Genomic DNA, 22,474 nt, shown 5'->3' on the forward strand with positions numbered 1-22,474 from the left:
GGTCAGCGGGCTCCGCGCAGACGGTTGAACAGCGAGTAGCAATCGGCCGGCAGGCTGTGGCCGCGCCAGCACACATGCTGGTCAGGCCGCACCAGCACGAAGCGCCGCTCGTACAGGGTCGCCAGGTATTTCTCGTGGATCGGCAGCACGTTCAGCGGTACGCCGCATTCCTGCGCGGCCTCCTGCAGCGGCGCGCAGGCCTCGGCATCGGCGTCGAACGCCAGCAGGGTGTAGCCACCCAGCGCAAGCTGATCGAACAGCGCCGTGCCATCCTCGCGGAACGCGCTGGGCAGCCGCGCGCCGGACCAGGTGGTGGGCGTGTAGCGAATCTCCTCGTAGGCCGGCTCGCTGGCGGTGTCTGCTTCGATCGCCGGCGAGCCGTGGTAGCGGTAGCCGATCTCCACGCCCAGCGATTCGTAGAGCCGCGAAACCTTGCGCTCGAATTCGCGCCCGGCTTCCTGCCGTGCGGCATCGCCCGCCGCCCCCTCGACGAGCAGCGCATCGTCGCGGCGCATCTGCGCCTCGAAGGTCGCCGCCGCGCACTTCTTCACGTGGTCGCGATTGCGCCGGGCCACCGGCAGGCGCTCCGCCTCGTAGCTCTCCAGCAGGCGCGGGCCGCCCCAGCCGGCCAGGCAGGCCGCCAGCTTCCAGGCCAGGTTGTGCGCCTCGGCGACCCCGGTATTCATCCCCAGCCCGCCGGTGGGCATGAACTGGTGGGTGGCATCGCCGGCGATGAACACCCGCTGCCGGCCGAATGAGCGGGCCACCAGGAACTGCGGGCGCCACGGGCCGGACTGGACGATCTCGTAGCGCAGCCGGGTGCCGAGGGCGGCGTCCACCACGCTCTCCAGCGACTCACCGGGGCGCGGCGCAAAGGGCCGGTGCAGCACGTAGTCATTGCGGCTGGCGTCCGGCGACACCAGCAGGCCGGCGAAGCCCGGCCGGGTCAGCCAGGTATGCCAGTAGGGCTGGTGGTTGGGGAACAGTCCGGCGATCTCATCGGAGCGCAGGTGGATGATGAACAGCTCGCCGACCAGGTCGCGGGTGCCGTCGTAATCGATGTTGAGGAAGTTGCGCACGCGGCTGTTGGGCCCGTCGCAGCCGATCAGGTACTGGGCGAAGAACTGCTGCGCCTCGCCGCTCTCCACGTCATGGGCCATCGCCACCACGCCGGTGGAACCCTGCTCGAAGCCATACAGCCGCCAGCCCATGCGCAGCTCGATGTTCGGGTCGGCTTCCACCTCGGCCATCAGCACCGGCTCCAGGTGCATCTGCGCGATGCGCTGCATCGACTCCAGCGGCAGACTGCCGTCGCGGCAGGCGCGGATGGCCTGCTCGGCCTGGCTGACCGGCTGGTAGATCAGGTGCCGGTCGGACATCACGCTGTAGAACGGCCCACTGGCCGACGCCGCCATCGCCGAATACTGGTTGGCGTCGGTCGGGTTGCCGGCCGCGCGGATGCGTTCGGCCAGGCCCAGCTGGCGGAAGATTTCCATGGAACGGCAGTTCACCACGTCCAGCTTGGGATGCGTGGTGGTCTGCCGGCGATCGTTGAGCAGCACCGAGCGAATGCCCAGGCGGCTGAGGTTCAGCGCCAGGGTCAGGCCGACCGGGCCGGCGCCGCTGATGAGAACGGGGGTGTCGATCATGCCGCCACTCCTTGGGGTTGATGGCTGTGGCGAACCAGCGACAGGCCGGCGAGGAAGCGCTCGGCGACGCGCCCCAGCTGGTCGGCGCGGCCGGCATCGAAGACATAGCGGTCGGGGCGGATCAGCACGAAGTCCATGTCCGCTTCGTCGAACCAGTCCTGCAGCGCGCCGGTGGGGTCGCCCAGCACCGGGCCGGACGGGTCTTCGGCGAACTCCAGTACGCGCAGGTCCACCTGCTGCGCCAGGCGCTCCAGTTGGGCTCGCTGGGTGTCGAGGCAACCGCGTCGGGCGAGCACGGCAAAGCCGTGGCCAAGCGCCTCGTCGAGCAGCAGCCGCTCGTCCTCCCCGTCCCGCAACACTTTCGGCTGCAGGGCCAGGTGACCGGACAGCCGGTGCCCCCAGCCGCAGAAACCGGCGGCCAGCGGCTTCTTGCGATTGGCCTTGTCGGCGAACGCCTTGTTGGCGAAAGGCACCAGGCCGGCGATGCGGAACAGTAGCCAGTCGCGCAGGAAAGCCACGCCGCGGTGGCGGGTCTGGATGACGTTGCCGAGGAACATCGCGCCATTGATGATCTCGCGCACATGGGCCGAGCGTTCGGCCTCGTAGTCGTCGAACAGTTTCTCCCGCGCGGCGCCGCGCAGCACCATGTCCAGGCGCCAGCACAGGCTGCTGGCATCGCGCACGCCAGAGCACATGCCCTGGCCGAGGAACGGCGGCATCTGGTGCGCCGAATCGCCGGCCAGGATGATCCGGCCGTTGCGCCAGTCGTTGGCCCAGAGGCCGTGGAACTTGTAGTAGGCGATGCGGGTGATCTCGATCTTGTCGAGGTCGACGAAGTCGCGCAGCTGCTGGCGCACCAGGTAGGGATCGGTGGCCTCGCGCTCGGACTTGCCGCCGGTGACCATGAACTGCCATTCATAGTACGGACCGGCCATCGGCACGTAGGTCACCGGCTGCGCCGGGTTGCACACCTGCGAGTGGTTGGCCGGCAGCAGCGCATCCTTCTCGCCGGAACGGGTCTTGGTATCGACCACCACCCAGGCTTCGTCGAAGTCGGCCGACTCCAGGCGCAGCCCGGCCTCGCGGCGGACGAAGCTCTTGCCACCATCGCAGCCGATCAGGTAGCGCCCCTGGAACACCCGCTCGCTGCCGTCACGCTGCACGGCGGTGGCGCGCACGCCTTCGGCGTCCTGCTCGACGCCAGTAACGCGGCAGCCGTACACCGGGGTGACATTGGGGTAGCGCTTGAGGCCGTCGTGGAAGTGCCGCTCCAGGGTCGGCTGGTGGAACCACCAGGCGCCGGGATGGCCGTAGCGGCGATCCTGGCTGCCGATGCGCGAGCGAGTCACCGGCTTGCGCCCGGGGCGCAGGATGATCTCCATGTCGGTGAACGACTCGCTGGTGCGGCCGATGTCGTCGGCCAGGCCGGCGAACTGGAAGATGCGCATGATCTCGTCGTCGAAGTGCACGGCACGCGGGGCGTAGTAAAGGTCCTCGTCGCGCTCCAGGCCGACCACTGACCAGCCGTAGCGGCCCAGCAGGTTGGCCAGCACCGCCCCGGTTGGGCCGAGGCCGACGATGATCACGTCGCAGGTTGTCATTGTTGTTGTGGACTCTTGCATTGCTTGCTCCAGGGGAAGACATCGCCGAATCATTTTGAACATCAGTGTTCAATTCAGTCAACTGAAGATCAATTTTGACTCTACCTGCCTAACCCAACCCGCTGGCCAGAGCCTCTCCAGAGCACCGCCACCGTGCCGGAAAGGCCCGAAAGATGGGAGATACCGAGGAGAAATCAGGAAAAATGACGGGCAATGGACCCTGTTGACTTATTTTGAACGCACGTGTTCAATCGCTCCAAGCTTGACCTTGGAGCCATCTCTTCATGGAAACCCTCAACCCCGTACAACGCCGCATCCACCAGGCCGCCCTGCGCCTGTTCGCCGAAAAGGGCGCCAGCCAGGTGAACATCAGCGACCTGGCGCAGGAGGCCGGTGTGGCCCGGGGCACGATCTACAACAACCTGCAGTCCATCGACGACCTCTTCCAGCACGTGGCCAGCCACCTGGCGGCGGAGATGCACCAGCGCGTGGTGAAGAGCTTCGGCGAGACCTCGGACCCGGCCCTGCGCCTGGCCAACGGCATCCGCTTCTTCATCCGCCGGGCCCACGAGGAACCGCACTGGGGCGCCTTCATCAGCCGCTTCTCGATGAGCGAGGAATCGCTGCGCGGCATGTGGTTCGGCCCGCCCACCGCCGACCTGCTCAGTGGCCTCACCGGCGGCCGCTACAGCTTCCGCCAGGAGCAACTGCCCTCGGTCATCTCGATGATCGCCGGCTCCGTGCTCGGCGCCATGTTCCTGGTGCTGGAAGGTCACCGCACCTGGCGCGACGCCGGCAGCGACGCAGGCGAACTGACCCTGCGTGCGCTCGGCATAGCGCCGGACGAAGCGCGCAGCCTGTCCACCGGTGAGCTGCCGGTGTTGCCACCCGCGGACTGATCCCCCCGAACCTGCCAACGCTCCTTTTCAGGGGCGATGGCGAAGCCTTGCCTGACGAAAGCCACGGAGAACAACAAACATGAGCCGTCAGCCCCCTTCCGCGAGCCAGTCCACCGCCCTGGCGACGCCCCAGCCGGCGCGCCATCCGCAGCCGACGGTCAAGGCTCGCGCCCTGGCCCACCTGATCTTCGAGCGCCCGGACCTGGAGCAGGCCGAACGCTTTCTCGGCGACTTCGGCCTGACCCTGGCACGCCGCGACGCGGACTGCCTGTACCTGCGAGGCACTGGTCCGGCGCCCTACTGCTATCGGGTGGAGCGGGCGGCACAGGCACGCTTTGTCGGCTTCGGCCTGGCCTTGGAAACACGCGAGGACCTGCAACGGCTGGCACGCCTGCCGGGTGCATCGCCGATCCAGCAGTCGACTGCGCCCGGCGGCGGCGAAAGCGTGAGCCTGCGTGACCCCTCCGGTTTCGTCGTCGAAGCGATCCACGGCCAGCAGCCGGCCAGCGCGCTAGCGCACCGCCTGGCGCTGCCGCTCAACCAGGTCGACGAGGCGCCGCGGATCAACGCCACCCAGCGCCCGCCCGTGGCTCCGCCAGACATCATCAAGCTCGGCCATGTGGTGCTCGAGGTCGCCGACTACCAGGCCACCTGCGCCTGGTACACCGAGCATTTCGGCTTCATTCCCAGCGACGTGCAGGTGCTGCCCGATGGCTCCCCGGCAGTGACTTTCATGCGCCTGGACCTGGGCGACACGCCGGCCGACCACCACACCCTGGCGCTGGCCCAGGGCTTCATGGCCGCCTACAGCCACAGCGCCTACGAAGTGGTGGATGCCGACGCCGTCGGCATGGGCCAGCGGGTGCTGCGCGAGCGCGGCTGGAAGCACGCCTGGGGCATCGGCCGGCACATCCTCGGCAGCCAGATCTTCGACTACTGGCAAGACCCCTGGGGCGACAAGCACGAGCACTACTGCGACGGCGACCTGTTCACTGCCGAGCGCGCCACCGGGCTGCACAGCGTCAGCCCCGAGGCCATGTCGCAGTGGGGCCAGCGCATGCCCAAGAGCTTCACCAAGCCGGCGATGAACCTGCAGAAGCTGCGCATCCTGCTGCACAACCTGCGGCACAGCCCGGACCTGACGCTGCGCAAGCTCATCACGCTGGCGCGGATGTTCGGCTAGACCGGCAGCCCGACACAAAGCACAACAACAATCGCCGCCTCGACGTGGCCCACCGCAGTACCAGGAGTCGCTCCCATGCCCGTGCACCTTGTCCGCTTCGAACACCAGAACGAAACCCGCTGGGGCGTGCTGCGCCAGGGGCGCATCAGCCCCCTGCCCGGCCGCTACGCCAGCACCGGGGAGTTGATCCGCCAGGTTGACGTCGAAGAGCTCACCGAGCTGCGTGGCGACGAACTGGCGCTGGAAGCGGTCAAGCTGCTCTCGCCGATCACCCGCGACCAGCAGTTCGTCTGCCAGGGCGCCAACTACCGGCAGCACATGATCGAGTCGGGCATGGACCCGGACGCCAAGCACTTCAACATGATCTTCACCAAGGCGCAGAGCTGCATCGTTGCCGCCGACAGCGACCTGATCAAACCGCGCCAGGTGCGCTTCCTCGACTACGAGATCGAGCTGGGCCTGGTACTGCGTCGCGAGATCACCGGCAAGGTCGCGGTGAACGACGCCAACCTGCACGAGTTCATCGCCGGCGTGGTGATCGTCAACGACTATTCGGCGCGCGACATCCAGATCCCGCAAATGCAGTTCTACAAGGGCAAGAGCTTCCGCACCTTCGGCCCGGTCGGCCCCTACCTGTGTCTGTTGCAGAAGAACGACATGCGCTACCTGAAGGAGCTGCAGCTGCGCCTGACGGTCAACGGCGAAGTGCGCCAGAGCGACAGCACCGCCAACCTGGTGCACGGCCCGGCGGAGACCCTGAGCGAGCTGTCCGCCGTGCAGGATTTCGTCGCCGGCGACCTGATCGCCACCGGCACGCCGGCAGGCTGTGCGCTGTCGGTCCCCTCACCGGCCAAGCAGCGCATCGCCGCGCTGCTGCCCGAGCACATCAAGTGGAAGGCCTTCCTCAAGACGCAAGCGGGGCGCAGTCAGTACCTCAAGGCCGGCGACGTGGTCGAGGCCAGCATCCGCAGCGCCGACGGCGTGATCGACCTGGGCGTGCAACGCAACCGCGTGGTGGAGCAAGTCTGATGGCCGTGCAGACCCTCGCCGATATCCAGGCGCTGGAAAGCGTTGCGCTGGCACGCCGTGAGTTGCCCGCCAGCACCTACGAAGCGCTGCGCCGTTGCGCCGGCGAATATGCCACGTCGACGGCGCTGAGCTTCTTCCTCGATGCGAAGCAGTTCCGCCGCACCCACGACTGGACCTACGCCGAGCTGTTCGCCGACATCACCCGCGCCGCCAACGCCTTCCACCGGCTCGGCATCGGGCCGAAGGACGTGGTCGCCTTCCTCCTGCCGAACCTGCCGGAAACCCACTTCGTCATCTGGGGCGGCGAAGCCGCGGGCATCGTCCTGGCGATCAACCCGCTGCTGGAGGCCGCACAGATCGGCGACCTGCTGCGCGCCGCCAATGCGCGGCTGGTGGTGACCCTGGCGCCAACGCCCGGCAGCGACCTGTGGCCCAAGCTGGCCAGCCAGCTCGACAGCCTGCCCGGCGTGCGCGATGTGCTCTGGGTGAGCATGGCTCCCTACGTCGGCACCGTGGCATCTCTTGCGCTGCGCTGGATGGCCCGACGCGAACGCGGGCGCCACTCGCGCCTGCGCATCCATGACCTGCGCCGCCTGATGTGCCGCGAGAGCGGCAAGCAACTCAGCAGCGGCCGTGTCATACGCGCGGAGGAACCCTCCTCCTACTTTTGCACCGGCGGCACCACCGGCCTGCCGAAGATCGCCCGGCGCAGCCACGGCTCGGAAGTCTTCAACGCCTGGGCGATGGCCGCCAACATGCAGCCACGCCAGAGCGGCCAGGTGATCTTCTGCGGGTTGCCGCTGTTCCACGTCAACGGGCAACTGGTGACCGGGCTGATGCCCTGGACCCATGGCGACCGGGTGATCATCGGCACGCCCCAGGGCTATCGCGGCGAGGGCGTGATCCCGGCCTTCTGGGCAATGGTCCAGCACTTCGGCATCAACTTCTTCTCCGGCGTGCCGACCGTCTATTCGGCCCTGCTGCAGCAACCCGCCGCCGGCCACGACCTGTCCAGCCTGCAGTACGCACTGTGTGGCGCCGCGCCGATGCCGGTGGAACTGTTCCGCGAGTTCGAGCGGGTGGTCGGTGTGCGCATCCTCGAAGGCTACGGTCTCACCGAAGGCGCGTGCGTCTCCTCGAGCAACCCGCCCGACGGCGAACGACCGATCGGCTCCATCGGCCTGCGCCTGGCTTACCAGGACATGCGCGCGGTGATCCTCGACGACCACGGCGCCTACCTGCGCGATGCCGAGACCGACGAGGTCGGGGTGATCGCCATCCACGGCCCCAACGTGTTCCTCGGCTACCTCGACGACAGCCACAACAAGGGCTTGTGGATCGACATCGGCGGGCGGCGCTGGCTGAACACCGGCGACCTCGGGCGGCAGGACGCCCAGGGCTACTTCTGGCTCACCGGACGCAAGAAGGAACTGATCATCCGCGGCGGCCACAACATCGACCCGAAGCAAATCGAGGAAGCGCTGCAGGCGCACCCGGCAGTGGCCCTGGTGGCGGCGGTGGGCAGCCCCGACCCGCACGCCGGCGAGATTCCCGTGGCCTACGTGCAGCTCGCCGCCGGCCAACGTGCCGACAGCGCTGCATTGCTGGATTTCGCCAACCAGCGGATCAGCGAACGCGCCGCGGTGCCCAAGCGCATCGAGATTCTCGACGCGTTGCCGGTCACGCCGGTGGGCAAGATCTTCAAACCCGCGCTGCAGCAACGCGAAATCGCCCGGGTGATCCGCCAGGAGGCCGACAACCAGGGTCTGGCCGGCATCGCCGTGGAGGTGGTGCAGGACGCCCGTCGCGGACTGGTGGCGCAGGTTCGCGCCGGCTCCGGGCGCGATGAACTGGCCCGCGCGCTGGGCCGCTACAGCTTCGCGGTGGACTGGCACGGCTGAGCCCGACCACAGCGCTCGCACACAAAACAAGAACAAGACGAAGGAAGTGCCATGCGACCCCGACTGCCCCGAGCCCTTGCCCTGCTGCTCGTCCTCGCCCTGCCCGGTTGCGAACGCATCCAGCACGCGGCGCTGGATGCCATGGTCAAGGACCACACCGACCAGTCCCTGATCCAGGGCGGCAACGCCATTCGCGTCATCCTCTGCGGCACCGGCACGCCGCAGGTCAACGCCACTCGCGGCCAGGCCTGCACCCTGGTGGCCGCTGGCGGCCGGCTGTTCCTCTTCGATGCCGGCGAGAACGCCATGCGCAACCTGGAGACCAGCCACGTGCCGATACAGGCACTGAACCAGGTGTTCATCACCCACTGGCACTCGGACCATTTCAATGGCCTCGGCGCGCTGATCAACCACAGCTGGATCTACGGCCGGCAGACACCCTTCGTGGTCTACGGCCCGACCGGCGTGGAGCAGGTCGTCGAGGGACTGGCCATGGCCTATGCCCAGGACGCCAGCTACCGCAGCGCCCATGCCCTGCCTGCCACCGACCGGCGCCTGGCATTCGCCGAGCCGCGCCAGGTGGAGATCGCCGAGGGACAGGAATCGGTGCGCGTCTATGACCAGGACGGCGTGACCATCGATGCCTACCGCGTCGACCACCATCCGGTGGAACCCGCGTACGGCTATGTGCTGCGCTACCAGGGCAGGAAGCTGTTCATCAGCGGCGATACCCGCGTCAGCGAGCGCTACCTGGAAGCCATGCGCGATGCCGACCTGGTGGTGCACGAGGCGATCAATGCGCATCTGGTGCACGAGGGCGCCGCCGCGCTCGAACGCACCGGGCAGAAGGACCGTGGCCAGCAGGCCGTGCGCGTACTCGATTACCACGCCGACACCCTGGAGCTGGCACGCATGGCCCAGCGCGCCGGCGTGCGCCATCTGCTGCTCACCCACCTGATCCCGGCCCCGGACAACTTCCTCGCCAGACGGATGTTCGTCAGTGGCATGGCCGATGAGTATTCGGGCGAGATCACGCTCGGGGAGGACGTCCTCGACCTGAGCCTCTAGCGCCTTCCACCACCACCTTCATCAACTGGCCCGCACGCCGCGGGCCAGCGGGCCCCGCTGCGCCCGAAAAAGGGCCGGCAGACGACAGAACAACAACAAGAGGTCGTTTCAGATGAACCGCAGATCACCCGCCTTGCACCTGCTCGCGCTTCCCGCCGCCATCGGCCTGGCCGTTTACGGCGACGGCGCGCAGGCCTTCACCTTCTCCCTCGGCGAGATCGAGGGGCAGTTCGACTCCAGCCTCTCGGTCGGCGCCAGCTGGGCCATGCGCAATGCCGACGCCGGCCTGCTGCACAGCCACAGCTCCGACGACGGCAAACGCAACTTCCGCGAGGGCGACACCTTCTCCAAGGTGTTCAAGGGCATCCACGACCTGGAGCTGAAGTACGGCGACTCCGGAGCCTTCGTCCGCGGCAAGTACTGGTACGACTTCAAGCTCAAGGACGAGCACTTGCACTTCAAGGACATCGACGACCACGGCCGCGAGGAAGGCGCCAAGGCCTCCGGCGCCGAGTTCCTCGATGCCTTCCTGTACCACAACTACAGCATCGGCGACCTGCCCGGCACCGTGCGCCTGGGCAAGCAAGTGGTGAGCTGGGGCGAGAGCACCTTCATCCAGGGCGGCATCAACGCGATCAACCCGATCGACGTCGCGGCCTTCCGCCGGCCCGGCTCGGAGATCAAGGAAGGCCTGATCCCGGTGAACATGTTCTACGTCTCGCAGAACTTCAGCGAGCACCTGTCCGCCGAGGCCTTCTACCAGCTGGAATGGCAGAAGACCGTGATCGACAACTGCGGCACCTTCTTCTCCACCACCGACGTGATGGCCGATGGCTGCAATGGCCTGGCCGCCGGCCCGGTGATCGACCAGAACCCGCTGGCGGTCCAGGCCCTGGCACCGGCGGGGATCAACCTGACCGACGAGGGCATCGTCATCCCCCGCGGCAAGGACCGCGAAGCGCGCGACGACGGCCAGTGGGGCGCGGCCCTGCGCTGGTTCGCCCCGGAGCTGGACAGCGAATTCGCCGGCTACTTCATCAACTACCACAGCCGCCAGCCCTACCTCAGCGTACGCAGCGGCCCGCACGCCGCCGACCTGGGCTTCGCCCCGCAGCTGTGCGGCAACCTCGGCATTCCGGATGCCCTCTGCGGCGCGGTGATCGGCAGCGGCGCCGGCCAGCAGCTGACCCAGGCCTATCGCCTGGGCAGTGCCCAGTACTTCGCCGACTACCCCGAAGACATCCAGCTCTACGGCCTGAGCTTCAGCACCAGCCTGCCCACCGGCACCACCCTGGCCGGCGAGATCAGCTACCGGCCGAACATGCCGGTGCAGATCAACCCGGTGGACCTGGTCACCTCGACCCTGGGCATACCAGCGCTCACACCGGTCTACGGCGACGCGCCGGCACCGGCCAACGACGCGATCCTCAAGGGCTACCGGCGCAAGGAAGTGACCCAGGCACAGGTCACCGCCACGCACTTCTTCGATCAGGTGATGGGCGCCGACCGCCTGACCCTGATCGGCGAGATCGGCGTCACCCATGTCGGCGGCCTGGGCGGCGACGACGAGCTGCGCTACGGCCGCAGCCCGGTATTCGGCCAGGGGGCGCTGTACCCGGACAACAGCCTGTGCACCGGCAACAGCGTCACGCCGCAGTACTGCAACGACTCGGGCTTCGTCACCAGCACCGCCTGGGGCTACCAGACGCGGGCCATCTGGGAGTACGCCGACCTCATCGACGGCGCCACGGTGCGGCCCAACCTGGCCTGGTCCCACGACGTCCACGGCTATGCCCCGGAACCGGGCTTCAACCAGGGCGCGCGGGCGATCAGCGTCGGCGTCGATGGCACCTACCTCAACACCTACAACCTGAGCCTTTCCTACACCAACTTCTTCGGCGGTAAGTACAACGTGAATACCGACCGGGACTTCCTTGCCCTGAGCCTTGGCGTGTCGTTCTAAGCGGAGAGAACCCGATGAACAAGAAACTTGCGTGCGCTTCCCTGCTCCTCCTGACCCTGCCCTTCAACCTCCAGGCCGCCGTTCCCGAAGCGGAAGCGGCGAAACTCGGCAACGCCCTCACGCCCCTGGGCGCGGAGCGTGCCGGCAATGCCGACGGCAGCATTCCCGCCTGGGATGGCGGCCTGCCGACCAACGCCGGCAGCCGCGGCGCAGACGGACGCCTGAGCGACCCGTTCGCCGCCGACAAACCGCTGTTCACCATCACCGCGCAGAACATGGCGCAGTACGCGGCTAACCTCACGCCCGGCCAGCAGGCGATGCTCAAGCGCTACCCCGACTACCACCTAAACGTGTATCCCGCGCACCGTTCGGCCACCTACCCGGCGGCGGTGCTGCAAGCCGTGGCCGCGAATGCGCGGCATGCCAGCCTGGTCGAGGGCGGCAACGGCCTGAAGGACTTCCAGACGGCGATCCCCTTCCCCATTCCGCAGAGCGGCGTCGAGGCGCTGTGGAACCACATCACCCGCTACCGCGGTGGCAGCGCCCAGCGCCTGCACGTACAGGCGACGCCCACCGCCAACGGCACCTACACGCCCACTTACTTCCAGCAGCAGTTCAGCTACCGCGACCAGCTCACCGACTACAGCCCGGACAAGGACAACAACGTCCTCTTCTACTACAAGCAGCTGGTGACCGCGCCGGCGCGGCTGGCCGGTGACGTGGTGCTGGTCCACGAGACCCTCGACCAGGTCCGCGAGCCGCGCATGGCCTGGGTCTACAGCGCCGGCCAGCGTCGCGTGCGGCGCGCCCCGCAGATTGCCTACGACGGCCCCTACCCGGCCTCGGACGGCCTGCGCGTGGCGGACAACCTGGACATGTTCAACGGCGCGCCGGATCGCTACGACTGGAAGCTGGTGGGCAAGAAGGAAATCTACGTGCCCTACAACAGCTTCGCCCTCGACTCCACCGCCCACCGCTATGACGACCTGGTCAAGCCCGGCCACCTCAACCAGGACCTGGTGCGCTACGAGAAACACCGCGTGTGGGAAGTCGAAGGCACCCTGCGCGCCGGCGAGCGGCACATCTACGCGCGCCGCGTGCTGTTCCTCGACGAGGACACCTGGCAGGCCGTGCTCGCCGACCACTACGACGGCCGCGGTACCCTCTGGCGCGTGGGCGAGAGCTTCATGACGCCGCTGTATGACAAGCAGATTCCCTGGCTGGGCGTGGAAGCCATCTACGACCTGATCAATGGCCGCTACCTGGTCTCGGGCCTGACCAACCAGGAGAAGTCCCAGGTGGAATTCGGCTTCAGGGCCAGCAGCGTCGACTACACCCCGACGGCGCTGAGGAACCAGGGCATCCGCTGACCTTGTGCGAACGGGATAAACCGACCCGCATGAAAAAGGCCGCCTTGTGGGCGGCCTTTTTCATCGATGGCGGGATATCAGGCCAGCGCTTCCTGGGGTTTGCCCAGCAGGCGGTCGATCACCACCATCACGGCCAGCATGACGACCGAGGGGATCAGCCACGCGAGGCCCTGCTCGGCCAGCGGCAGGTGTTCCATCCAGGCCGGCATCCAGGCGTCGAGCTTGGCGCCCTTGAGCGCGTCGATGATGCCGAAGACGAAGGAAATCACCATCACCGGGGCAACGATGCGGGTCTGCGAACGCCACAGGCTGGCGCAGAAGCTCAGCGCCACCAGCACGATGCACGGCGGGTAGATGGCGGTCAGCACCGGGATGGAGAACTGGATGAGCTTGGTCAGGCCCAGGTTCGACACCAGCAGCGAGAAGCCGGCCAGGATGACCACCAGGCTGCGGTAGGACAGCGGCAGGATGCGGCAGAAGTACTCGGCGCAGGCGCAGGTCAGGCCCACAGCGGTGACCAGGCAGGCCAGCGCGATCAGCACGGCGAGGAAGGTGCTGCCCAGCGAGCCGAAGGTGTGCTGCACGTATGCGTGCAGGACGGCAGCGCCGTTGGCGGCACCGGCAGCGATGTCATGGCTGCCCGAGCCCAGGCGGAACAGGCTGATGTACACCAGCGCCAGGCCGACACCGGCGATCAGGCCAGCAATGATGGCGTAGCGGGTGATCAGGCGCGGCGAATCCACACCACGGGAGCGGATCGCGTTGACGATGACGATGCCGAAGACCAGCGCGCCAAGGGTGTCCATGGTCAGGTAGCCATTGACGAAGCCCTGGGAGAACGCCGCGGCCTGGTAGGCCGGCTCAGCAACGCCGATGGGGCCGGCCGGCAGCATGAAGGCTGCGATGCCCAGGGCAGCCAGGGCGATGATCTTCAACGGCGCGAGGAAGCGGCCGACGGTATCCAGCAGCTTGCCCGGATACAGCGAGATCACCAGCACGATCAGGAAGTACACCAGGCTGTAGAGGAACAGCGGCAGCGCGCCCTCCCCGGTCAGCGGCGCCAGGCCGACTTCGAAGGAAACGGTGGCGGTACGCGGGGTGGCGAACAGCGGCCCGACCGACAGGTAGCAGACAGCTGCCAGCAACCCGCCGGCGACCTTGCCGATGGGGTGGCTCAGGGTGTCCATCGCACCACCGACCTTGGCCAGTGCGACCACGGTGATCACCGGCAGGCCGACCGCGGTGATCAGGAAGCCCAGCGCGGCCATCCATACGTGCGGCCCCGACTGCAGGCCCACGATCGGCGGGAAGATGATGTTGCCCGCGCCGACGAACAGCGCGAAGGTCATAAAACCCAATGCCAGGACGTCCTGGCCTTTCAAGACTTTCATGAAGGGAAATACCACAGTGCTGAAACGGTTTCGTGGTCTCCCAAGGCACGCACACCGTACGGACGTGACAAAGCCGCATCGGACGGGACTGGCTGGCTCACTGCGGCTGAGCCTGCGCATCCTGTGATGCTGCTGTCATCGGTACGGTGATTTGTTCTTGGAAGTCCGATAGCAGAGGTTTTCCAAGGGCTCGTGGCCCGTTTGCTCCTGCATTCTGGTTATCCCGACATCCTTGCCGGTCAGGAATCGCCGTCGCTTCCGGGTAGGAATTGACGGTGAGCGAGCCTTCCCTTGTGGGGAACGCAACGCTTCATATAGTTGCTAGCCTAACGATCTATTCCGATGAACTGCACTGACATACGTCAGATCGTCCGCGCAATGATCGGCGATGTCGCCTGAACGACACTTTGTAGACGCAGCCATAACGACAGAGGCCACCCGAAGGTGGCCTCTGTGGACGGACGGTTGAGTAAGCGAGGCGCTTACTTGACCGGCCAGCCGGTCAGCTCGGCCAGGGCCTTGCCGATGTCAGCCAGGGAACGCACGGTTTTCACACCAGCGTCCTGCAGGGCGGCGAACTTCTCGTCCGCAGTGCCCTTGCCGCCGGAGATGATAGCGCCGGCGTGGCCCATGCGCTTGCCGGGCGGTGCGGTGACACCAGCGATGTAGGACACCACCGGCTTGGTCACGTTGGCCTTGATGTAGGCAGCTGCTTCTTCTTCGGCCGAACCACCGATTTCGCCGATCATGACGATGGCTTCGGTTTTCGGGTCTTCCTGGAACAGCTTCAGGATGTCGATGAAGTTGGAGCCCGGGATCGGGTCACCACCGATGCCCACGCAGGTGGACTGGCCGAAGCCGGCGTCGGTGGTCTGCTTCACGGCTTCGTAGGTCAGGGTGCCGGAACGCGACACGATGCCTACCTTGCCCGGCAGGTGGATGTGACCCGGCATGATGCCGATCTTGCACTCGCCGGGAGTGATCACGCCCGGGCAGTTCGGGCCGATCAGGCGTACGCCCAGCTCGTCGCACTTGACCTTGGCTTCCAGCATGTCGATGGTCGGGATGCCTTCGGTGATGCAGACGATCAGCTTGATGCCGCCGAAGGCCGCTTCCAGGATCGAGTCCTTGCAGAACGGAGCCGGAACGTAGATGACCGAAGCGTCAGCGCCGGTAGCTTCCACGGCTTCCTTGACGGTGTTGAACACCGGCAGGCCCAGGTGGGTAGTGCCGCCCTTGCCGGGGGTCACGCCGCCAACCATCTTGGTGCCGTAGGCGATGGCTTGTTCGGAGTGGAAGGTACCCTGCGAGCCGGTGAAGCCCTGGCAGATGACTTTGGTGTCTTTATTGATCAGGACGCTCATTACTTACCCTCCGCGGCCTTGACGACTTGCTGGGCAGCGTCGGTCAGGCTGGTCGCCGCGATGATGTTCAGACCGCTTTCGGCCAGGACCTTGGCGCCGAGGTCGGCGTTGTTGCCTTCCAGACGAACGACAACCGGGATTTTCACGCCGACTTCTTTCACGGCGCCGATGATGCCTTCGGCAATCATGTCGCAGCGAACGATGCCGCCGAAGATGTTCACCAGAACGGCAGCGACGTTGCTGTCGGACAGGATGATCTTGAACGCTTCGGTCACGCGCTCTTTGGTGGCACCGCCGCCAACGTCGAGGAAGTTGGCCGGCTTGCCGCCGTGCAGGTTGACGATGTCCATGGTGCCCATGGCCAGGCCAGCGCCGTTGACCATGCAGCCGATGTTGCCTTCCAGCGCGACGTAGTTCAGCTCCCACTTCTGCGCATGGGCTTCACGAGCGTCGTCCTGGGACGGGTCGTGCATGGCGCGCAGCTTGGGCTGACGGTACATGGCGTTGGAGTCGATGTTGATCTTGGCGTCCAGGCAGTGCAGGTTGCCGTCTTTCTTGATCACCAGCGGGTTCACTTCCAGCAGCGCCAGGTCGTAGTCCTGGAACAGCTTGGCGAGGCCCACGAAGATGTGGGTGAACTGCTTGATCTGGTCGCCTTTCAGGCCCAGCTGGAAAGCCAGCTCGCGGCCCTGGTAGGGCTGAGCGCCAACCAGCGGATCGATGGTGGCCTTCAGGATCTTCTCGGGAGTCTCGTGCGCAACCTTCTCGATGTCCACGCCACCTTCGGTGGAGGCCATGAAGACGATGCGACGGCTGGAACGGTCGACAACGGCGCCGAGGTACAGCTCCTTGTCGATGTCGGTGCAGGATTCCACCAGGATCTTGCTGACTGGCTGGCCATTGGCGTCAGTCTGGTAAGTCACCAGACGCTTGCCCAGCCAGTTGGCGGCGAACGCCTTGGCGTCCTCTTTGCTCTTGACCAGCTTCACACCGCCCGCTTTACCGCGGCCACCAGCGTGTACCTGGGCTTTAACGACCCACTCGGTACCACCGATCTTTTCACAGGCTTCTGCGGCCTCTTCGGGTGTGTCGACGGCGAAGCCCTTGGATACGGGCAGGCCGTACTCAGCGAACAGCTGCTTACCCTGATATTCGTGGAGATTCATGCTTGTCTACCGTTTTCGTCTTGGGTATTGCGCATTCGGCGCGGCGCTCGTGGCACCACGCCACCTGTGACCGAGTCCCCCTCGGGGGAGAAACGATCCGGCGGGCTGGACGGCAGCCCCTCGCAAAAGACTGCCGCCCTCCCCGCCGTGGTCCCGTTCCTTAGCGCTTCTTGCGGTTGGCGATGTGGATGGCGTGGCCATTCACTGCCAGGGCCGCTTCGTGCAGCGCTTCGGACAGAGTCGGGTGGGAGAAGACCATCATGCCCAGGTCTTCGGCACTGGTGCCGAATTCCATGCCGATCGCGCCTTGCTGAACCAGCTCGGCGGCGCTCGGGCCGATCACGTGGACGCCCAGTACGCGGTCGGTCTTGGCATCGGCGATGACCTTGACCAGGCCGCCGGTGTCGTTGGCAGCCATGGCGCGGCCGCTGGCGGCGAACGGGAAGGTACCGACGTTGACTTCGACGCCTTCACCCTTGAGCTGCTGCTCGGTCTTGCCGACCCATGCGATTTCCGGGTGGGTGTAGATCACCGACGGAATCAGGTCGTAGTTCATCTGGGCCTTGTGGCCGGCGATGCGCTCGGCAACCATCACGCCCTCTTCCGAGGCCTTGTGCGCCAGCATGGCGCCGCGGACCACGTCACCGATGGCGTAGACGCCCGGAACGCTGGTCTTGCAATGGTCGTCGACGAAGATGAAGCCACGCTCGTCCAGGGTGACGCCGCTGTCGGCAGCCAGCAGATCGGTGGTCACCGGGCGGCGGCCCACGGCCACGATCAGCTTGTCGAAGACTTCCTTCTGCTCGCCATTGGCGTCGGTGAAGGTGACAGTGACCTGCTTCTTCTTCACGTCCGAACCGGTGACGCGAGCGCCCAGGCGGATGTTCAGACCTTGCTTGGTCAGGGTCTTCAGGGCTTCCTTGGCGATCTGCTCGTCGGCAGCCGGGAGGAACTTGTCCAGGGCTTCCAGGACGGTGACTTCAGCGCCCAGGCGAGCCCAGACCGAACCCAGTTCCAGGCCGATGACGCCAGCGCCGATCACGCCCAGCTTCTTCGGTACGCTCTGGAATTCCAGGGCGCCGGTGGAGTCGACGATGATGTCGTCGGTCAGCGGGGCCGGCGGGATTTCGACCGGCTTGGAGCCCGAAGCGATGATGATGTTGTCGGCTTCCAGAACCTGGGTCTTGCCGTCCAGGCCGGTCACTTCGACCTGCTTGTTGGCCAGGACCTTGCCGTGGCCTTCGAAGGAGGTCACGCCGTTGGCCTTGAACAGGGTGGCGATGCCGCCGGTCAGGTTCTTCACGATGTTGGCCTTGCGGCCAATCATCGCCGGAACGTCCATCTTCACTTCGCCAGTGGAGATACCGTGAACGTCGAAGCTCTCTTTGGCTTCCTTGTACTTCCAGGAGCTGTCCAGCAGCGCCTTGGACGGAATGCAGCCTACGTTCAGGCAGGTACCGCCGAGGGCGACCTTGCCCTCTTTACCGATGTACTTCTCGATGCAAGCGGTCTTCAGGCCGAGTTGGGCGGCACGGATGGCGGCTACGTAACCGCCAGGGCCGGCACCAATCACAACCACGTCGAATTTCTGGCTCATGTCTCAATCCTTATTCCGGTGAAGCGGACGGCCCCTTTCGGGGCCGTCGTGTAGTACGGGGCCGTCGTGTGAACTGACGTATCAGACGTCGAGCAGCAGGCGAGCCGGATCTTCCAGCAGATCCTTCATGGTGACCAGGAAGCTTACCGCTTCCTTGCCATCGATCATGCGGTGATCGTAGGACAGCGCCAGGTACATCATCGGCAGGATCACGACCTGGCCGTTTACGGCCATCGGGCGCTCCTGGATCTTGTGCATGCCGAGGATGGCGGTCTGCGGCGGGTTGACGATCGGAGTCGACAGCAGGGAACCGAATACGCCACCGTTGGAAATGGTGAAAGTACCACCGGTCATGTCTTCGATGGACAGCTTGCCGTCTTTGGCTTTCTTGCCGAAGGTGGCGATGCCGTTCTCGATCTCGGCCAGGCTCATGAACTCGGCGTTACGCAGGACCGGCACGACCAGACCGCGGTCGCTGGATACTGCCACACCGATGTCCTGGTAGCCGTGGTAGACGATATCGTTGCCGTCGATCGAGGCGTTGACGCCCGGGAAGCGCTTCAGGGCTTCGGTGGCGGCCTTGACGAAGAAAGACATGAAGCCCAGGCGAACGCCGTTGTGCTTCTTCTCGAACAGGTCCTTGTACTTGTTGCGCAGGTCCATGATCGGCTTCATGTTGACTTCGTTGAAGGTAGTCAGCATGGCCATGGAGGACTGGGCTTCGACCAGACGCTCGGCAACCTTGGCGCGCAGGCGGGTCATCGGAACGCGCTTCTCGACGCGGTCGCCAGCGGCGAACACCGGAGCAGCGGCAGCCGGGGCTGCAGCCTTGGCAGCCGGAGCGGCGGCCGGGGCATTCTTCTTGGCTTCAACGGCAGCTACGACGTCTTCCTTGGTCACGCGACCGCCCTTGCCGGTACCGGCCAGGCTGTTCGGGTCGATGCCGTTCTCTTCGGCCAGCTTGCGGGCGGCCGGCGAGAGGATGTTGTCGTCGCCAGCGGCGGCGGCCGGGGCAGCAGCGGCCGGAGCGGCAGCCGGAGCCGAGGCGGCAGCCGGAGCGGCAGCGGCAGCACCGCCTTCGCTCAGCTTGCCCAGCAGTTCGTTGGAGAGAACGGTGTCGCCTTCGTTCTTGACGATCTCAGCCAGGACGCCGTCGGCCTCGGCCAGTACTTCGATCACGACTTTGTCGGTCTCGATGTCGACGATCAGCTCGTCACGCTTGACGGCTTCACCGACCTTCTTGTGCCAGGTTGCGACGGTGCCGTCGGCAACCGATTCCGGGAAGGTTGGGGCTTTGATTTCGATAGCCATTATGTGTGTTTCCTTAAATTCGGTATCAACTGCGCGTTGGCGTTAAACGGTGAAGGCGTCCTGCAGCAGTTTTTCCTGCTGCTCGGCGTGCATCGAAGCGTAGCCGCAAGCCGGAGCTGCCGAGCCTTCGCGGCCCGCGTATTCCAGGTTGAGACCTTTCTTGTGCGCGGCGATGACACGACGCATGTGGTGCTGCGAGCAGAACCAGGCACCCTGGTTCATCGGCTCTTCCTGGCACCAGACGATGTGCTTGAGGTTCTTGTACTGCGACAGTACCTCGGCCAGATCGTCCTCCGGGAAGGGATACAGCTGCTCGAGACGAACGATCGCGATGTTCTCGAGACCTTCGGCACGACGCTTCTCCAGCAGGTCGTAGTAGACCTTGCCGCTACACAGCACGATGCGGTCGACTTTCTTCGGATCCAGGCTGTCGATCTCGTTGATCACAGTCTGGAACGAACCGTCGGCCAGATCTTCCAGGGTCGAGATGGCCAGCTTGTGACGCAGCAGCGACTTCGGAGTCATCACGATCAGCGGCTTGCGCAGCGGACGGATCACCTGACGGCGCAGCATGTGGTAGACCTGGGCCGGAGTAGTCGGCACGCAGACCTGGATGTTCTGCTCGGCGCACAGCTGCAGGTAACGCTCCAGACGCGCGGAGGAGTGCTCCGGACCCTGGCCTTCGTAACCGTGCGGCAGCAGCATGGTCAGACCACACAGGCGTTGCCACTTGGTTTCGCCGCTGGTGATGAACTGGTCGATCACGACCTGTGCACCGTTGGCGAAGTCACCGAACTGCGCTTCCCACACCACGAGTGCATCCGGGGTGGTGGTGGCGTAGCCGTATTCGAACGCCAGTACAGCTTCTTCCGAGAGGTAGGAGTCGTACAGGCTGACGCGCGGCTGGCCGTCGAACAGGTTGGCCAGCGGGATGTAGACCGAGTCGTCCTTCTGGTTGTGCAGCGCCGCGTGGCGGTGCGAGAAGGTGCCGCGGCCGACGTCCTGACCGGTCATGCGGACCGGGTGACCTTCGAACAGCAGGGTGGCGTAGGCCAGGTTCTCGGCGAAGCCCCAGTTGATCGGGAAGCCACCGGCAGCCATCTTGGCGCGGTCTTCGTAGATCTTCTGTACCTGACGCTGCATGACGAAGCCGTCCGGGGTTTCCAGCAGCTTGTTGGACAGGTCCTGCAGGGTCTTCAGATCGCAACGGGTGTCGTGACGCGCGGTCCAGGCGTGGCCGATGTACGGACGCCAGTCGACGAAGAGCTCCTTGTTGGGCTCCTTCACCAGGCTCTTCACCACGTGCAGGCCGTTGTCGAGAGCGTCGCGGTATTCGTCGACTTTCTCCTGGGCCTGTTCGGTGGTCTGCACGCCAGCGGCGATCAGCGCGTCGGCATACAGGTCACGGGTAGTGCGCTGCTTGGCGATCTGCTGGTACATCAGCGGCTGGGTGCCGCTCGGCTCGTCGGCCTCGTTGTGGCCGCGACGGCGGTAGCAGACCAGGTCGATGACCACGTCACGCTTGAACTGCATGCGGTAGTCGACGGCCAGCTGGGTCACGAACAGGACCGCTTCCGGATCGTCGCCGTTCACATGGAAGATCGGCGCCTGGATCATCTTCGCCACGTCGGTCGCGTACTCGGTGGAACGAGCATCGTCCTGGCGGCTGGTGGTGAAGCCCACCTGGTTGTTGATCACGATGTGGATGGTGCCGCCCGTCTTGTAAGCACGGGTCTGCGACATCTGGAAGGTCTCCATGACCACGCCCTGCCCCGCGAAGGCGGCATCACCGTGGATGGAGATCGGCACGACCTTGTCGCCGGTGCCGTCTTTACGACGGTCCTGGCGGGCGCGTACCGAACCCTCGACCACCGGGGAAACGATTTCCAGGTGCGAGGGGTTGAACGCGAGGGCCAGGTGGACTTCGCCGCCGGTGGTCATGACGTTGGAGGAGAAGCCCTGGTGGTACTTCACGTCCCCGGAGCCCATCTCGACCAGCTTCTTGCCTTCGAACTCGTCGAACAGTTCGCGCGGGTTCTTGCCCAGGGTGTTGACCAGGACGTTCAGACGGCCGCGGTGAGCCATGCCGATGACGATTTCCTTCACACCGTAGGAGCCGGAGCGCTGGATGATCTCGTCGACCATCGGGATCAGGCTTTCGCCGCCTTCCAGGCCGAAGCGCTTGGTGCCCGGGTACTTGGTGCCCAGGTACTTTTCCAGGCCTTCGGCAGCGGTGAGGCGCTCGAGCAGGTGGGAACGGGCGTCGGTGGAGTACGCCGGACGGCCGCGCACGCTTTCCAGGCGCTGGGCGAACCAGTGGCGCTGTTCGGAATCGACGATGTGCATGAACTCGGCGCCGATGGTGCTGCAGTAGGTCTGCTTCAGCGCATCGATGATTTCACGCAGGGTCGCTTCTTCCTTGCCGATGTAGAGCTCACCGGTACGGAAAGTAGTGTCGAGGTCTGCAGCGGTGAGCCCGTAGTGTTCGAGCGACAGATCGGAGGGAGCGGTACGCACCCAGAGACCCAGCGGATCGAGCGATGCTGCCTGATGTCCACGCAGACGGTATGCCAGGATCAGGCGCAGGACTTCAACCTGCTTTTTCTCGTGCTCGGTGCTTACGCTGCCAGCGGAAACAGGCGCAGCGCGGCGCTGGTTCTTGGCCAGGAGTACGAAATGATCACGGATAGAGGAATGCGAGACGTCGGGGGCAGGATTGCCGTCAGCGGGGAGCTTCTGGAAGTACGTGCGCCACTCTTCTGGCACAGCGTTCGGGTCGTGCAGGTAGAGCTCGTAGAGCTCTTCGACGTAGGCAGCGTTTCCACCGGATAGATGGGCACTGTTCCACATCCGCTGCATTACGCTTTCGTGCATGCTTGGTCACCCTCGGTAAGGGGACTCCACCTGTGGAATCTCTGGCGCGAAGTCATACACAGCGACTTCAAGCCACCGATCCCCGCAGATAGTCCGGGTACCAGCCCG

General features: G+C 65.6%; 15 protein-coding genes. 7 read left to right on the forward strand and 8 right to left on the reverse strand.

All coding sequences use genetic code 11. The features are described from left to right. Positions 1 to 2: 2 nt before the first annotated feature. On the reverse strand, positions 3 to 1,649 hold the full coding sequence (locus UB43_RS02275) for an FAD-dependent monooxygenase (protein WP_052969485.1): 1,647 nt from the start codon (positions 1,647 to 1,649) through the stop codon (positions 3 to 5). Next, the gene (locus UB43_RS02280; protein ID WP_045207999.1) at positions 1,646 to 3,250 is read right to left on the reverse strand and encodes a bifunctional 3-(3-hydroxy-phenyl)propionate/3-hydroxycinnamic acid hydroxylase; all 1,605 of its coding nucleotides are present in this window, start codon (positions 3,248 to 3,250) and stop codon (positions 1,646 to 1,648) included. The genes UB43_RS02275 and UB43_RS02280 overlap by 4 nt, the downstream gene beginning before the upstream one ends. Before the next feature lie 284 nt (positions 3,251 to 3,534). Here UB43_RS02280 and UB43_RS02285 point away from each other — a divergent pair, with 284 nt between their 5' ends. From UB43_RS02285 to UB43_RS02315, 7 genes are all read left to right on the forward strand, one after another. Continuing rightward, positions 3,535 to 4,149 carry a TetR/AcrR family transcriptional regulator gene (locus UB43_RS02285; protein WP_045208000.1) on the forward strand — a complete coding sequence of 205 codons (615 nt, stop codon included), beginning with the start codon at positions 3,535 to 3,537 and terminating at the stop codon, positions 4,147 to 4,149. A gap of 79 nt (positions 4,150 to 4,228) precedes the next feature. Beyond that, positions 4,229 to 5,332, forward strand: a complete 1,104-nt coding sequence (locus UB43_RS02290) for a VOC family protein (RefSeq protein WP_045208001.1) — start codon at positions 4,229 to 4,231, stop codon at positions 5,330 to 5,332. 75 nt (positions 5,333 to 5,407) lie between these two features. Further along, on the forward strand, positions 5,408 to 6,361 hold the full coding sequence (locus UB43_RS02295; RefSeq protein WP_045208003.1) for a fumarylacetoacetate hydrolase family protein: 954 nt from the start codon (positions 5,408 to 5,410) through the stop codon (positions 6,359 to 6,361). Beyond that, the gene (locus UB43_RS02300) at positions 6,361 to 8,262 is read left to right on the forward strand and encodes an acyl-CoA synthetase (protein WP_045208004.1); all 1,902 of its coding nucleotides are present in this window, start codon (positions 6,361 to 6,363) and stop codon (positions 8,260 to 8,262) included. The genes UB43_RS02295 and UB43_RS02300 overlap by 1 nt, the downstream gene beginning before the upstream one ends. Positions 8,263 to 8,313: 51 nt before the next feature. After that, entirely contained in the window at positions 8,314 to 9,330 is a 1,017-nt protein-coding gene (locus tag UB43_RS02305) for an MBL fold metallo-hydrolase (protein ID WP_052969486.1), read from the forward strand. Between the two features lie 112 nt (positions 9,331 to 9,442). Beyond that, on the forward strand, positions 9,443 to 11,293 hold the full coding sequence (locus UB43_RS02310; protein WP_045208006.1) for a DUF1302 domain-containing protein: 1,851 nt from the start codon (positions 9,443 to 9,445) through the stop codon (positions 11,291 to 11,293). Between the two features lie 14 nt (positions 11,294 to 11,307). After that, positions 11,308 to 12,663, forward strand: coding sequence for a DUF1329 domain-containing protein (locus UB43_RS02315; protein ID WP_045208007.1), 1,356 nt, complete (start codon positions 11,308 to 11,310; stop codon positions 12,661 to 12,663). A gap of 77 nt (positions 12,664 to 12,740) precedes the next feature. Here the strand turns inward: UB43_RS02315 and brnQ are convergent, their stop codons facing one another. The 6 genes from brnQ to UB43_RS02345 form a co-directional block, all read right to left on the reverse strand. Continuing rightward, on the reverse strand, positions 12,741 to 14,054 hold the full coding sequence (gene brnQ, locus UB43_RS02320; RefSeq protein ID WP_045208008.1) for a branched-chain amino acid transport system II carrier protein: 1,314 nt from the start codon (positions 14,052 to 14,054) through the stop codon (positions 12,741 to 12,743). Between the two features lie 482 nt (positions 14,055 to 14,536). Next, positions 14,537 to 15,418: a succinate--CoA ligase subunit alpha gene (gene sucD / locus UB43_RS02325; RefSeq protein ID WP_038803160.1), complete on the reverse strand. Its 882-nt coding sequence runs from the start codon at positions 15,416 to 15,418 to the stop codon at positions 14,537 to 14,539. Beyond that, positions 15,418 to 16,584, reverse strand: coding sequence for an ADP-forming succinate--CoA ligase subunit beta (gene sucC / locus UB43_RS02330; protein WP_015477516.1), 1,167 nt, complete (start codon positions 16,582 to 16,584; stop codon positions 15,418 to 15,420). Before sucC ends, sucD begins: the two co-directional genes overlap by 1 nt. A gap of 160 nt (positions 16,585 to 16,744) precedes the next feature. Continuing rightward, positions 16,745 to 18,181, reverse strand: a complete 1,437-nt coding sequence (gene lpdA, locus UB43_RS02335) for a dihydrolipoyl dehydrogenase (RefSeq protein WP_045208021.1) — start codon at positions 18,179 to 18,181, stop codon at positions 16,745 to 16,747. 81 nt (positions 18,182 to 18,262) lie between these two features. Next, positions 18,263 to 19,492: a 2-oxoglutarate dehydrogenase complex dihydrolipoyllysine-residue succinyltransferase gene (gene odhB, locus UB43_RS02340; RefSeq protein WP_045208023.1), complete on the reverse strand. Its 1,230-nt coding sequence runs from the start codon at positions 19,490 to 19,492 to the stop codon at positions 18,263 to 18,265. Between the two features lie 42 nt (positions 19,493 to 19,534). Beyond that, entirely contained in the window at positions 19,535 to 22,366 is a 2,832-nt protein-coding gene (locus tag UB43_RS02345; protein WP_045208025.1) for a 2-oxoglutarate dehydrogenase E1 component, read from the reverse strand. Positions 22,367 to 22,474: the final 108 nt, after the last annotated feature.

Source organism: Pseudomonas sp. 21, assembly GCF_000955805.1.
GTDB lineage: Bacteria > Pseudomonadota > Gammaproteobacteria > Pseudomonadales > Pseudomonadaceae > Pseudomonas.

What these genes read in the sequence shown, in the direction of transcription:
- sucD (WP_038803160.1), bottom strand. Translation starts at nt 15,418, where the DNA reads ATGAGCGTCCTGATCAATAAAGACACCAAAGTCATCTGCCAGGGCTTC.
- UB43_RS02285 (WP_045208000.1), top strand. Translation starts at nt 3,535, where the DNA reads ATGGAAACCCTCAACCCCGTACAACGCCGCATCCACCAGGCCGCCCTG.
- UB43_RS02275 (WP_052969485.1), bottom strand. Translation starts at nt 1,649, where the DNA reads ATGATCGACACCCCCGTTCTCATCAGCGGCGCCGGCCCGGTCGGCCTG.
- UB43_RS02315 (WP_045208007.1), top strand. Translation starts at nt 11,308, where the DNA reads ATGAACAAGAAACTTGCGTGCGCTTCCCTGCTCCTCCTGACCCTGCCC.
- sucC (WP_015477516.1), bottom strand. Translation starts at nt 16,584, where the DNA reads ATGAATCTCCACGAATATCAGGGTAAGCAGCTGTTCGCTGAGTACGGC.
- UB43_RS02295 (WP_045208003.1), top strand. Translation starts at nt 5,408, where the DNA reads ATGCCCGTGCACCTTGTCCGCTTCGAACACCAGAACGAAACCCGCTGG.
- UB43_RS02290 (WP_045208001.1), top strand. Translation starts at nt 4,229, where the DNA reads ATGAGCCGTCAGCCCCCTTCCGCGAGCCAGTCCACCGCCCTGGCGACG.
- UB43_RS02310 (WP_045208006.1), top strand. Translation starts at nt 9,443, where the DNA reads ATGAACCGCAGATCACCCGCCTTGCACCTGCTCGCGCTTCCCGCCGCC.
- lpdA (WP_045208021.1), bottom strand. Translation starts at nt 18,181, where the DNA reads ATGAGCCAGAAATTCGACGTGGTTGTGATTGGTGCCGGCCCTGGCGGT.
- UB43_RS02280 (WP_045207999.1), bottom strand. Translation starts at nt 3,250, where the DNA reads ATGACAACCTGCGACGTGATCATCGTCGGCCTCGGCCCAACCGGGGCG.
- UB43_RS02305 (WP_052969486.1), top strand. Translation starts at nt 8,314, where the DNA reads ATGCGACCCCGACTGCCCCGAGCCCTTGCCCTGCTGCTCGTCCTCGCC.
- odhB (WP_045208023.1), bottom strand. Translation starts at nt 19,492, where the DNA reads ATGGCTATCGAAATCAAAGCCCCAACCTTCCCGGAATCGGTTGCCGAC.
- UB43_RS02345 (WP_045208025.1), bottom strand. Translation starts at nt 22,366, where the DNA reads ATGCACGAAAGCGTAATGCAGCGGATGTGGAACAGTGCCCATCTATCC.
- brnQ (WP_045208008.1), bottom strand. Translation starts at nt 14,054, where the DNA reads ATGAAAGTCTTGAAAGGCCAGGACGTCCTGGCATTGGGTTTTATGACC.
- UB43_RS02300 (WP_045208004.1), top strand. Translation starts at nt 6,361, where the DNA reads ATGGCCGTGCAGACCCTCGCCGATATCCAGGCGCTGGAAAGCGTTGCG.